At 38.8% G+C, this 13,965-nt stretch carries 9 protein-coding genes and 2 pseudogenes; 6 read left to right on the forward strand and 5 right to left on the reverse strand.

Annotated elements, in window-relative coordinates:
• Together AC2JBO_RS35470 and AC2JBO_RS35475 are read right to left on the reverse strand one after the other, a co-directional pair.
• A pseudogene (locus AC2JBO_RS35470) lies at positions 1–181 on the reverse strand (photosystem II q(b) protein); the annotation flags it as partial.
• Between the two features lie 328 nt (positions 182–509).
• Positions 510–1,577, reverse strand: coding sequence for a hypothetical protein (locus AC2JBO_RS35475; protein ID WP_496958335.1), 1,068 nt, complete (start codon positions 1,575–1,577; stop codon positions 510–512).
• A gap of 199 nt (positions 1,578–1,776) precedes the next feature.
• On the opposite strand from AC2JBO_RS35475, the gene AC2JBO_RS35480 reads away from it, so the two are divergent.
• The 5 genes from AC2JBO_RS35480 (at position 1,777) to AC2JBO_RS35500 (ending at position 11,457) form a co-directional block, all read left to right on the forward strand.
• Positions 1,777–2,400 carry a helix-turn-helix transcriptional regulator gene (locus AC2JBO_RS35480; RefSeq protein WP_496958336.1) on the forward strand — a complete coding sequence of 208 codons (624 nt, stop codon included), beginning with the start codon at positions 1,777–1,779 and terminating at the stop codon, positions 2,398–2,400.
• A gap of 74 nt (positions 2,401–2,474) precedes the next feature.
• Positions 2,475–3,461 (forward strand): 7,8-didemethyl-8-hydroxy-5-deazariboflavin synthase subunit CofG, encoded by a 987-nt coding sequence (cofG, locus tag AC2JBO_RS35485; RefSeq protein WP_496958343.1) that lies wholly within the window; start codon positions 2,475–2,477, stop codon positions 3,459–3,461.
• Positions 3,462–3,973: 512 nt separating this feature from the next.
• Positions 3,974–4,645, forward strand: coding sequence for a tetratricopeptide repeat protein (locus AC2JBO_RS35490; RefSeq protein WP_496958337.1), 672 nt, complete (start codon positions 3,974–3,976; stop codon positions 4,643–4,645).
• Between the two features lie 94 nt (positions 4,646–4,739).
• Positions 4,740–6,110: a tetratricopeptide repeat protein gene (locus tag AC2JBO_RS35495; RefSeq protein WP_496958338.1), complete on the forward strand. Its 1,371-nt coding sequence runs from the start codon at positions 4,740–4,742 to the stop codon at positions 6,108–6,110.
• A gap of 625 nt (positions 6,111–6,735) precedes the next feature.
• Entirely contained in the window at positions 6,736–11,457 is a 4,722-nt protein-coding gene (locus tag AC2JBO_RS35500) for an esterase-like activity of phytase family protein (protein WP_496958339.1), read from the forward strand.
• 36 nt (positions 11,458–11,493) lie between these two features.
• Here the strand turns inward: AC2JBO_RS35500 and AC2JBO_RS35505 are convergent, their stop codons facing one another.
• From AC2JBO_RS35505 to AC2JBO_RS35515, 3 genes and pseudogenes are all read right to left on the reverse strand, one after another.
• Positions 11,494–11,892, reverse strand: a complete 399-nt coding sequence (locus AC2JBO_RS35505; RefSeq protein ID WP_496958340.1) for a helix-turn-helix domain-containing protein — start codon at positions 11,890–11,892, stop codon at positions 11,494–11,496.
• Positions 11,876–12,088: pseudogene (locus AC2JBO_RS35510) on the reverse strand (type II toxin-antitoxin system HigB family toxin); the annotation flags it as partial. The gene AC2JBO_RS35505 and the pseudogene AC2JBO_RS35510, both read right to left, overlap by 17 nt.
• A gap of 19 nt (positions 12,089–12,107) precedes the next feature.
• Positions 12,108–12,680: a Uma2 family endonuclease gene (locus AC2JBO_RS35515; protein ID WP_496958341.1), complete on the reverse strand. Its 573-nt coding sequence runs from the start codon at positions 12,678–12,680 to the stop codon at positions 12,108–12,110.
• Positions 12,681–13,035: 355 nt separating this feature from the next.
• On the opposite strand from AC2JBO_RS35515, the gene AC2JBO_RS35520 reads away from it, so the two are divergent.
• On the forward strand, positions 13,036–13,794 hold the full coding sequence (locus tag AC2JBO_RS35520; RefSeq protein ID WP_496958342.1) for a hypothetical protein: 759 nt from the start codon (positions 13,036–13,038) through the stop codon (positions 13,792–13,794).
• Positions 13,795–13,965 lie beyond the last annotated feature (171 nt).

A 13,965-nucleotide genomic window follows, 5' to 3' on the forward strand; every position in this document is an offset into this window, starting at 1 on the left:
CGATGTCAACTAGAGGTGCTGCTACAAATGCGATGATGAAGCAGGTTGTTGCTGCCAACAGGGTAGGAATCATTAGTACGCCGAACCAACCAATGTAAAGGCGGTTTTCGGTGCTAGCGATCCAGCGGCAGAACTGTTCCCACACATTAGCGCTTTCGCGTCTTTGTAAGGTTGCGGTCATGTCTTTATGATTGCTTTATGTGATGAATTAATCAGATAGGTTTTTTACCTGATGTTACTTATCTTAATGTAACTATTTCATTTTGTAAAGCACTTTAATAATTAATATATATTTGAGCTTAGATGTATGCACTGTAAGGGTTTTAAGTCTTATAAGTCGTGATATTTGGAGGTGAAGAGGTTAAGCTTCATACCTTGGGTATACAGACTATACGGCTATAGGGTTAGATGGAAGCTTGATTTTACGTGAATTGTAACTGAATGTTAAGCAATTACAGTAGTAAAGACTCATGGCGCCATTTCCGAGCTATTAGCGGTAAGACTCATTTTCAGTTGAGGTTGGAAAGATGTTGCTCAATGTTGATGGCTAAATATTTGTCGAGTGCTATGTACAGCCACTTTAGTGATGTTTGCGGGTCTTGGGTTATATCCTGAAATCCAAGAGCATATGCAAGTTGTTGGTCTTCTGGATGTAAGGGTATTATATAGATGTCGCAAAGGTTGGGATAGTCATATTGCATTTGTACTAAAGTGTTTTGAGCATCCCTGAGAAGCATATCTATATTGTCTTTGGTTTTATACGGAAAATCGATTTGCCACCCTCGGACGTTTATTGCAGTGCAGTTAACATCTTGAGGTGGCGCCATCTTCATTGGGTCAACATCTATATCTACATCTATGCCTAAATATAAAAATTTTCGCGGTGAAATAAAAAAGTTGCCTTCCGATTCTTTAGCTACAGGATACAACATGTAGAATGCAACGGCGTTTTGAGTATCACTACGTCGTAGCACACGCATTCCTTTTGGATACGTTACTGCCCACTCGCGTAAAATCCGCGCGATTCGATGCGGAACAACAGCATATTTACTATCAATCCAGTTGTAATACCGCGCGACGAATGTAGCTACAGGGATAGTATCGACTCGCGGGTTGAAGGCATCTGGAAATAAATCAATTGTACTATTATCAACAACGCTATTAAGATTCGGCAATAAGGGTTTTACGCGAATACATATATTGTTACCATCAAATTTTTTTTCGATTAACCCCAACCCAACAAGCTTATCAATCATCATCCCTGCTGCTCTATCACTTCCTCGGTCTGAGTCTCCATAAAATACTGACTGCGCTTCCCGATGTGTACACGCCACAAAACCTTCAGGTAAAGCAAGCTTGGTTACTGGTTGAAGGCGCCTGCCCAATTCATACTGCTGTTTCAGTAACAAATACGCCCATAACTTCACGAAATATTCAGCCCGACGACGTGTTAAACCAACCCGTCCTTGTAGCTGAGAAACATACTTGTGCTGGAGAGACAGCCCAAACCACTCGTTGAGATTATCAGGATTCATCGAAATTGGTAGATAAATTGATTCGATGTAATTACGAACCATCGTACTCTAAAAACTTCAGTCTGCTTCACTTCAATTCTGCAAAATTCAACCCACATCAACTTACTTCAGGGTAATTGTCCTGCTTACTACGCTGTCATTGCGTGTACAGGTACTCTTATTCAACAATGCAGCTAGTTGATTGACTGCCAGCTATTTTTGAACGAGCCTCTGAAAAATTAATTTAATTAGGAGACGTATCATGATTCCAAATCAGATTAACAGTAATTATATCACTGCATCTACCAAAAGTAAGATTTTTAATGAAAATTATATGAAGTTACAGCCAGTACCACATATTTATTTATTGCAGGCTGTGATAGAAGGTTTCGTAGATGGGATATTAATACTGACACCCGAATTAAAATTACTTCACGTAAATGAGTACGCACGGGAAATATGTAACCAACTGGCGCCTGAAAAACACTTAGAAAAATCCATACCCAAGGAAATTGAGGATGTTTGTGAGTCATTAATTGAAAGTCGCGAAATTTTCCCTAATGAAAAAATATTTATGGAGTTTGAAGTCGAGAAGAACTTGAAAAAAATACGTATTCGCGCGCGCTGGTTGCAGTTAGATGATAACGACGAAGAATATATGATAGTCACTTTGGAGGATTGTAACGAGTCGAACCAGAGTATAGCAATCCGAGACGCTCAAAAATATGGTCTGACGCAGCGCGAAACCCAAGTTTGGTTACTGCGTAAAGCAAATCTTTCATATAAGGAAATAGCCGCGCGACTGTATATTACGATTAATACAGTCAAGAAGCATCTCAAAAGCATTTACGCCAAGCAGCAGGATATGATGTGGTTAGAATCTTAAAAAGTCTGGTGCGTGACGCTACTAGATTATTATTTTTGTTTCAGAATTGTTATAGCGTCACGCACCCTACCTTAATGCTTTCCTCGATTATTACTTACAGTCCTGCTTATACTATTGTTCCTACTTACGAGTGCTTTAATAGATGTACTTATTGTAACTTCCGTGCTGACCCTGGTAAAAGTCCTTGGATGAGTTTAGAGCTTGCTTATAACATATTTGAGCAATTACAAAGTCAGAAACACACTCAAAATATATGCGAAATATTGATACTCAGTGGTGAAGTTCATCCTCAATCTGCACGGCGCCAAGAATGGTTTGCACGAATTTATCAATTGTGTGAATTGGCGCTTAGTATGGGCTTTTTACCACATACTAACGTCGGTCCATTGAGTTTTGATGAAATGCTTTTGCTAAAGCAAGTTAATGTCTCTATGGGTTTGATGTTGGAACAGTTAACCCCTGAATTATTGAAAACTGTACATAAGCAGGCGCCAAGTAAGTTACCATCTGTGAGGCTGCAACAATTAGAGTGGGCGGGTCAGTTAAAAATACCCTTCACAACAGGGTTACTATTGGGAATTGGTGAGACAGAACAAGATTGGTGGGATACATTAACGGCAATTGCTCAAATTCATCGGCGTTACCACCATATCCAAGAAGTAATCCTACAACCTCACAGCCCCGGAAGTCAGCAAACTTTTCACGCACTTTCTTTTGAAGGGTGTCAACTACCGTATGTAATAGCTCAAGCGCGGCAAATACTACCTACTGACATAACTATTCAAATTCCTCCAAATTTAGTTCCAGATTCCCAGTGTTTACTCGCTTGTATCGAAGCAGGTGCCAGAGATTTAGGCGGAATAAGCCCCATAGACGAAGTAAATCCAGATTATCCCCATCTTAAGAAGCATGACTTAGAACAGATATTAAGCAGCACAAACTGGCGCCTCAAACCGCGATTACCAATTTATCCGCAGTTTGATAGATGGTTGAATCCGAAATTACAGCTGTTAACTACGGAGTGGCGAAATCAACTTAATCATTCCTTTAATCATTACTAAAATTATCTCAAATCTTAATAATAATTTTATAAGCTACTGGTGACAATTTATGCGACGTTATTAATCATACATAGGTTAATTGCTGGTTGTTAAAATAAATACAGACAGCGGTGCAGCAATCGCGACATAATATCAACGTTTGTTTATATTAGCGTAGAGAAGGTCAAAAATTCCGGAACTACTGTTTGAAGGACTGAAGTTAACAATATTAGTTCAACTCGAAGTATCGAATTACCTTTACTGATGTGTTCCCTCTTTCCCACGGCGCCTGGAAAAAAGCAATACTCGCTCCTCAAGAGTGATGGGTATACCCACAGTATTCTTGATAAGGGTTATTTATCCTTCAAACGAGGGGTGCTGACAAATTAAATCTAAAGGTATTTTTAAACACGCGATGCTTTGATAAAGAAGGCTTATAAAATCTCAAAATAAGTCTTATTTACATAATAACCAATGTATAATCCTACTCTTTTGAGTTAGGTAAATTTTTGTATAAAAGTAGGGCGATAAGTATGCTGAATGCTGGTGATGGACGTTCTGATATGTTGGCTTACAATACTTACGAGAAACCAACACAAACTGACAATCACATATTATGGTGTTGCCATGCTGAAGCACTAGATGATTTGGGACGCTATGAAGATGCTGTGGAAGCTTATAGACAAGCATTGAAAATTAAATCTGACTATAAAGATGCTTGGATAAGTCTTGGTGCAGTACTTTGCGACAAACTCGAAGAGTACGAAGAAGCCTTGATGTGTTTTGAAAACGCTTTGCGGATAAACTATTTGGATGATTTTGCTTGGTACAATCGCGGTAATGTATTAGAACAGCTAGAACGTTACGAAGATGCGCTGGCTTGCTACAACATTGTAATTAAACTTAACCCAGGCGATGAGAACGCTTGGTACAGTCGCGGTTGGTTACAGTACGAGATGGGAGATGCTACTGCAGCAATTGCATCTTATGACGAATCATTGAAATTGAAACCCCATGACGATACGACATGGTACAACAAAGCTTGCTGCCATGCTGAACTCGAAGACGTTAATTCAACTGTTGAGTGTTTACAGCGAGCAATTGAACTAAGTCCTAATCAATATCGTCACCTAGCTCTTACTGAAGCTGATTTTGATGATATTCGTTCGGACGCGCGTTTTCGTGAGTTAATAAAAAATTACTAGTTTTGTGGGTAGGCACTTGTTGGCGCCTACCATACATATAACTTGTGGTATTAGTTAGAATTGATGTTGACCGTCGATGCTACTGTACTACACAATGTCGTTAAATAAGAGCGAATATGAACGAGAACCATCAGCAGATGGCAATAATAATTATTTGGGTTGGTTAAATCGTGGTCTGGAGTTAATGGATTCAGAACACTACGATGCAGCAATTGTTGCATTCGACCAAGTGTTAAAAATTCAACCTAACAATTATGAGGTTTGGTATAAGCGAGGTCTAGCTTTTGAGGAATTAGGGCGATATGAAGAAGCAGTAGTCAGTCTGTGTAAAGCATGGGAATTAAAGCCTGATTTGGATGCTGCTTACGAATTATTAGATACTTTACTTTGGGAATTAAACCGCTACGAAGAAGCTGCTTTAAACTGCGAAAAGGCTGCTCAGGCTTTACATTTGTTAAACCTTAATAAAAAAGCGATTACTTATTATCGTAGAGCCGCAGATGCATGGGAACAGTTAGGCTTTGATGAAAAAATAGTTGCTTGTTACGACAAAGCTTTAGAATTAGTATATGATGACGCTGAACTTTGGCGAGTTCGGGGTAATATTCTGCATCGGTTAAACAGATATACAGAAGCGCTTGAGAGTATTGATAAATCTTTAGAAATTCAGCCAAACGACTCTGAAGTATGGTATTCGCGGGGAAATATTTTTCTTGACTTAGGTAGTTATCAAGATGCCATTAGCAGTTACGATAAATCTCTTGAGCTTCAACGATATTATGATACATGGAATAATCGGGGACTGGCGCTAGAAAGACTTGGTGATTATGAGAAAGCTGTAGCTTCTTATGACCGAGCAATAGAAGAAAATCCAGATTATTTTGTAGCTTGGCAAAATCGTAGTTATGCACTCAACAAATTAGAACGTTTTGAAGAAGCACAAACAAGCCGTAACACATCTTTCGTTCTTCAAAGGTGCCCGCTTGCCAATCAACTTCGGACTTCAGGACGTTATGAAGAAGCGATAGAAATTTATACACAAATTATAGATATTAAGCAAGATGAATACATCGCTTGGTATTACAAAGCCATATCTTTGGAAAAGTTGCAGCGTTCTGAAGAAGCAATATATTGTTATAATCAAACGATAAAATATAAACCAGACTATTATATAGCATGGTATAACTTAGGCATTATATTGATGAATTTAGGCTTTTTAGAAGAAGCTTTGGCATCTTTTAACGAAGTTGTTAACTTGCATCCATCTTTTCACGCATATGACTATCAATTAAATTACAACAAAGCTCGCTGTCTTGCTTTGCTAAACAATATCGACTTAGCACTCGATACTCTACAAAAAGCAATAAATATCAATCGTTTCGAGTGTCCTAGAAAAGCAATAAATGACGCTGCATTTGCGAGTATAAAAAATGATGCTAGATTTAAAGCCTTAATTGGAAAGTAACATTTAGTTGTATTATATATGTATCAAATAAGTAAAAACTCCAACTATAGCAATCCTAAATCATTTGTAAAATTTGCACGTTGTAGAGACGCGATTAATCGCGTCTCTACGCGGATATAATTTTTACAACTTATATAGGACTGCTATACTGTGGTAAAAAATAATACCGCTAAAATCAATGATATAAAACAGTGCATTTTAGTCCACATAATTAAATTTGGTGGGTTAAAACAATAACTACAAAGGACACAAAGAAAACTAAAATCTCATTAATATAAAAAACTTATCCGTTACATCCGTTGTATCCGCTGCCAGAACTTTACAGAATCATCATAATCAACTTTATTAATGGTATCTTAATCTACTGCCCATATACTGAATAGTAGGGACTGGCGCCTTTACCATAAAAAAATTACATAAAAGTATCGCGTATGGGTGTATTTACTTGAAATATTTAAAGTTAGGCGCCGACTGATACTGAAATAATTTTCTGCACAACAAAAACAGCAAAGGAAAAAAGCTTTCAATAAATCATCAATATAAGCTTTAACGCAAAGTTTCTTACTTCTTTGTGTCCTTTGTGTTCTTTGTGGTTATTTAATTAAACTTCAACCCCAAGGATAATATGGCAACAACTATCACTCAGTGGAATTTCAACTCACCGACACCCGATAATACAACTAACACAGGAACTGCAAACCCTGTTGCAGGAACAGGAACCGCTACTTTACTAGGAACAACCGCGACTTTTGCAGCAGGTTTGGGGAGTGAAGCAGATAACTCAGGTTGGAACACAACCAGTTACCCTAGCTTGGGTACAGATAATAAAGCAGAGGGAGTACAATTTAATCTTGCTACTCTTGGTTTTACAGGTATTAACTTCAACTTTGATATCCGTCACAGCAACACATCAGCAAATACTGAAGTTGTACAGTACTCCATAGACGGCACCAACTTTATTGACTTTCAAACCTTTACAGCAAACAATGGCGATACATGGTTTAACCGTAGCGTTGACTTTAGCGGAATAACACAACTGAATAATAATCCAAACGCAGCGTTTCGTGTTGTTGCAGCTTTCGACCCAACCACAGGTAACTATCGCGCGTCTACCCCTACATCTAACTACGCTGGTACAGGTACTTTACGCTTTGATAACGTTGTATTTCTTGGCAACGCAGTAACCGTAACTTTTCCCACCATTAATTTATCTGTTAGTTCCAACACAGCTAACGAAACAGATAAAACAGCAATTACCATCACAGCAACAGCATCCAGTCCTGTATCCGGCGCCCAAACTGTTGATTTAAGTGTAGCAGGAACAGGTATTACTACAGGTGACTATACTCTCAACACTACCCGCATTACAATTCCTGACGGACAAACTACAGGTACAGCAACCTTTACCGTTGTTGATGATGCTACTTCCGAAGGTACAGAAACAGCGACTATATCTATAAATAATCCCTCGGCAGGTGCCAAGCTTGGTAGTACAACTTCGCAAAATATTAGTATTACCGATAATGACTTTACTAGCATCCGCATTCACGATATTCAAGGTAGTAGTCAGATATCACCGTTAGTTAATCAAACGGTAAATAACGTCGAAGGTATTGTAACGGGTGTTCTCACTGGTTCAAGTCGTGGGTTTTGGATGCAAGACCCAAACCCCGACAACAATAATGCTACTTCTGAAGGTATTTTTGTTTTCTTGGGTAGTTCAACTACTGCTACACCAACTGTAGGACAATCTGTAAGAGTAACCGGAAGAGTCAATGAGTTTCGACCGGGTAACAATACCAATAACTTAACTACTACCCAAATTAATGCTAGTGCTTCCGGCGCCTCAGTTACACAAATTGCATCTCTCGGAACAATTACTCCTACTGTTCTTGGTGCAAACGGTCGCGCGATACCTAATACATTTATCCAAAATGATTTTACAGCAGCGAATCCAGGTAATGTAGAAACGGGTGGAGACTTTGACTCAGTAACAGAAGGTATTGACTTCTACGAAAGTTTGGAAGGAATGCTTGTCCAAGTTAATAATGCTGTTGCGACAAGTCCAACTAATGATTTTGGTGAAATTTGGATTCTAGCAGATAATGGCGCCAACGCTACAGGAAGAACTTCGCGCGGTGGCAGTTTAATTTCTCCTAACGACTTTAATCCAGAACGTATTCAAATCGACGATACTTTATTTACAAGTGGCACTTCTCCTGTAGTAAATGTCGGCGCCACCTTTGGTACAATCACAGGTGTAGTTAGCTATGATTTCAATAACTACGAAGTTCTCCCCACTTCACTTAACGTTACTTCACCTGGTTCTCTGACTAAAGAAACTACTAACTTAACAGGTAATGCAAATAACCTTACAGTTGCTGCATTCAACGTTGAGAACTTAGACCCTAACGATGCAGATGGGGATACAGATGTAGCAAGTGGGAAATTTACAGCTTTAGCAAATAATATAGTTAACAATCTCAAATCACCCGACATCATAAGTTTAGAGGAAATCCAAGATAGTAATGGTTCCACTAACAATGGTGTAGTTGATGCTGCTCAAACTTATAATACTTTGATTGCAGCAATTCAAGCAGCAGGTGGACCAACGTATACATTCCGTCAAGTAAACCCAGAAAATAATCAAGATGGGGGTCAATCTGGAGGTAATATTCGCGTTGGTTTCCTATATAACCCTGCACGTGTAAGTTTTGTAGACCGTTCGAGTGCAAGCTCCACGTTTAACACCAGTATTAATAACTTAGCTGGTAATCCTGAACTATCTATAAGTCCAGGTCGTATTGTAGATACAGACTTATCAGATGGAGATGCATTTGCTAGTAGTCGCAAACCATTAGTCGGTGAGTTCATCTTCCAAGGACAAAGTGTATTTGTCATTGGCAACCACTTTAACTCGAAAGGTGGAGACCAACCTTTATATGGACCCAACCAACCTCCAGTATTAACTACCGAAGCACAACGGCGCCAGCAAGCGCAAATAGTCAATAACTTCGTAGATAGCATTTTATCAGTAAATGCCAACGCGAATATTATCGTTTTGGGAGATTTAAACGACTTTGAATTTTCCGAACCTCTGAATATATTAAAGGGAACACCAGGTGGAGTTGGCAACCCTGTGTTAAAGAACTTGATTGACACTTTACCAGCAAACGAACGTTACACCTATAATTTCCAAGGAAACGCGCAAGTTCTCGACCATATCTTGGTAAGTAACGGTTTGTTTAACAAGCTGAATGGTTATGATATTGTCCATATCAACTCAGAATTTGCCGACCAGCAAAGCGACCATGACCCAGCAGTTGCAAGATTTACCATTACACCACAACCTAAACTAAATACCTACGACTTTAAGAACTTACCTAAGTTGGGGACAACTATTACAGGTAGAGATATCTTTTTAGGTGGTTTTTCTGGGTTATCTTTCCAAGGAGTTGCTGCAAACGGGAATCTAAAATTTATCACCAATACTGATAGAGGACCTAATGGAGAAAACCAAGGCAACCTTAGACCGTTCTTTTTGCCAGACTTCACTCCAGAATTAGTTAGTTTTGAACTCAACCAAAACACTGGTGAAATTTCTATTACCAACCGCACCCAACTGCTACGTCAAGACGGTGTTACACCACTAACTGGACTTCCAAATATCCAAGCAGGCGCCAGAGGAACAGCATATACTGATGAAGTTGGTATTGATTTAAATGGTAATACCTTAAAGAATGACCCATTAGGCGCCGACTTAGAGGGTATAGTTGTAGCAGAAAACGGTGATTATTGGATGGTCGATGAATACCGTCCAGCAATATATAACTTTGATAGAAACGGTAGATTGATTGACCGTTTTATTCCTGCGGGTACTGCGACAGATGCGAGTAAAAATGGCGGCACATTCTACGGAACACCAAGTTTACCTGCTGTCTACGCACAAAGACGTAATAACAGAGGATTTGAAGCCGTTGCTTTGGAAGGTAACAAGCTTTATGCATTTATTCAAAGTGCTATCGATAACCCTGACGATGGTGGTGATACAGTTTCTCGCAGTTCAAATAACCTGAGAATTCTCGAATTTGATATCATTAGCAAAAAGGTGACAGGAGAATATCTATATTTATTAGATGATGTCACCACAGCAGATAAAATTGGCGATGCGGTTTCTTTGGGTAACGGTAAATTTGCCGTTGTTGAACGCGATGATAATAGTGATGTCAACGCTAAGAAACTAATTTACCAAATTGACTTAGCAGGTGCCACCAATATAAATGGGTTAACACCAGCAGGTAAAACCATCGAACAGCTTTCACGCAGTGAGTTAGCAGCAGCAAACATCAACCCCGTTAGCAAAAATCTAATTGTGAATGCTGCTAGTGTTGGTTATACAGGAGTTGATAAGTTAGAAGGTTTGGCATTAGTAGCGCCAAATACTCTAGCATTAATCAACGATAATGATTTTAATGTTGCTGGCACAAACACACCAGAAAAACTTGGTCTTATCCAGCTACTCGATAACCTTCCTGTTGCTACTTTAAACTTTACCCAAACTGGAACTGGTGCTGATGATACTTTATTTGGTAACAGTGGAAATGATGTAATTAATGCAGGTGCTGGTAATAATATCATATATGCTGGTGAAGGCAATAATATCTTATATGGTGGCGCCGGAAACGATGTATTTTATGCAGGTGCTGGTAACGACCGTTTTTATGCAGGAGATGGTAATAATACCTTCTATGGTGGTGAAGGAGATAATCTTTATATTGCAGCAAACGGTAATAATTTAGCTTATGCTGGTAGTGGTAATGATGTTTTTGCATTTGGAAACGGTAATAACACTATTTACGCAGGTGAAGGTAATAATCGTATTACTACAGGTAACGGAATTGACTTGATATATACGGGTGCAGGTAATGATGTTATTACACTTGGAAACGGGAACAAAACCATCTACGCAGGTGAAGGTAATAATCAAATAATTACTGGCAACGGTAATAATTTGATTTATGCAGGCGCCGGAAATGATATTATTAAAACAGGCGCAGGAGACGACGTAATTTATGCAGGTGAAGGCAACAATACAATATCTACTGGCATTGGGAATGATACTGCTTATGTGGGCAGTGGTAGTACCCGCTTTATTCTCGATGCAGGCGTAGGTTCTGTAAATATATATGGCTATACTGCTGATGACTCAATTAGTCGCGGTAGCACTTTAGCTGCGAATTCATTGCTATCAGTTTCTATTAGCGGCAATGACACTTTAATTAGCGCTGGTAGTGATTTGTTGGCAACTTTGAAATCAACACAGCTAAATTCTGTAAACATTATCTAATCTCTTGTGGAGCAGGCATCCCTGCCTGCCCTCTTATTAAATAAACAAACTAGGCGCCACCTTAAAATGCTTACCTAACGCTTTAGCTTGTGATTCATCAATCGCACGTTCGCCATTCACAACCTGAGACACAACCTCACTTGAACCAATAAGACCGACTAAATCAGTTTGAGAAGTTCCACTAGCTTCCATAATATGTAGAAGAACTTGATGTGGCGTAGATTCTTTCATAGGACAATTATCTGTTTCATAAGCTTCGATTAAGACTACAAGCAACTTATGTAAAGCTAATTCTTCTTTTGTACGATTCTTTTTAAATGTAAGCTGTTCTGCTATTTTGAGTAAGCGTTGGTACTCTACGTCTGTTTCTATAGCAACAGGAGTAACTTCTGTTAATAAACTGTGATAAACACTTTGATCAAAAGTAAGGGTCATTCTTCCACCTATCCTTGTTATACTCTGCGTGTGTTAAAAAATACTTGTAGTAAATCATCTGGGTTTCATAGTCAATACCAACTATTAAACGATAATTATTTCCTCTAATATTAAATACAGTAAAATTTCCGACAGCTTCGGCATCACGATAGATTTTTCGGACATCATCCAGTTTTTGCCAGTCTACTTTTCTTACGGTCTTCCCAATTAGGTTATTAAGGGAAAATTTTGTTTAAATCTAATGCAGCATCTTGAAATTGAGGAATTATAACTGATTGATTTGGTAAATAAATTTGTTTATTGAGATAATTATACTTACCTTGAGCATCTTGGTATGGCAAACTATAACACTCTAACTGACGCGCGTTTAAATTCACAATCCAATAATTAGCAATACCATCTTCTGCATACAGCGATAGCTTTGTTGTTTGATCGTAATTTAAAGTAGAGTCGGAAACCTCAACGATAAGTAAAATATCTTCGGGAAAAGGATGGTTAGCAAGATAATCAGTCTCATTCCCGTTGGCGATAACTACATCTGGTTCTGGTTCGCTATCTGAAGGTAAAATTATTGGCTCTTGACACCGCACTACTACTTTGTCACCAAGTAAACGGTCGAGTTGTCTACAAAGTCTTGTAGTGGCAAACGTGTGAGGTGTCCCCTTCGCTGTCATTTCAATTAGTTCCCCTCGAATTAATTCAATACGGTCTTGCTCCTTTAAAAAGCCAAGTTCAATTAGCTTGTGATACTCGTCGATTGTAAATCGCTTCTTTGTGATGACAGTCATACAGCTTTTACCGAATCACGACTGTTTGTAAACTCTATTGTATTTCAATAAACATACCACTGCATATAGAGGCGTTAGATGTAACGTCTATACTATACAAAATCTAAATTTGCCACTGATTTATAGAAAATATATCTAATTTTTACAATTTTCTTATACAAGGCGCCTCAATCAGCCTAATGGTAGATGATTATGTCATTTCTTTAGATAGAAACGTTCAGAGGAACGTAGGGGTTATTCTGAAAAAACAATGACACGAGTTTCAATAAACACGTTAATTAGCTGCGTAGTTGATATCTAATTGCAGCACACATCTACTTTGCATCAATAATCTTAGCCAATAATACCAAAATTTATGAATAACCCAAACGATAACAAAAGCTACCGCGAGCAACAGGAAAGTTACACAGATAGTAACGGAAACACTCATATCAAGCGAACGAGTGAAACAGTTGATAACAGTACGCCTTCCAACTACCAAAGTGGGTATGTTCACGGGCAAGCTGTAGAACGTGGCTATCAAGAAGAAAGACTTGTACGACAAGATGAAGATAGTACTTCTCGTGGATTAATATTAGGGTTTTTACTTGCGTTGGTAGGATTAATTGGTGGCGCCTTCTGGTATTTCAACCAAAATAATACTGCTTCAGAAACGGTTACACCATCTTCTACTACGGCGCCTGTAGCTCCTGCAACTACTCCTACTCCAATTCCAACAGTAACTCAACAAAGTCAAACCAAAATTATTGAGCGAACTAAAGAAGTTCCAGTTCCAGTCACCAAAGAAGTTCCTGTCATTAAGGAAGTTCCAGTTCCAGTTGTTGTTCCTCAACAGGCAGCACCACAAACAACTACTGCACCCAACATTAATATAACTGTTCCACCTCAGCAAAATACGACCAAACCTACCTCAACACAAAATACGGCACCGAAACCAAGCTCCAATAGTACAAGTAATAGTTCGACAACTGATAGCAGCAGTACTACTACTGAAAGTTCCTTCCCCAACACTAATAAACCAGCTTCTCAATCAGATACTAACAAACCTGCTTCCTCTACTGAATCACAAACAGATGTGGCGCCAAGTCGCAGTTCCTCCACAAGCGGTAATTAAGAGTAGGTTGGGTTTAGATACTGCATCGGTTTTCATATGAACTTGAAATTGCTCCCCTATTATCCCCTGTTGGGGAGCTACCGTGTACACACAAGTCTCTTTTTCTTATCTTTCTTTGTGTTCTTTGTGCCTTTGTGGTTCCATAAAGAGATAAACCACGAAGACACAAAG

Source organism: Calothrix sp. CBUCES-K 9914, from assembly GCF_059640475.1.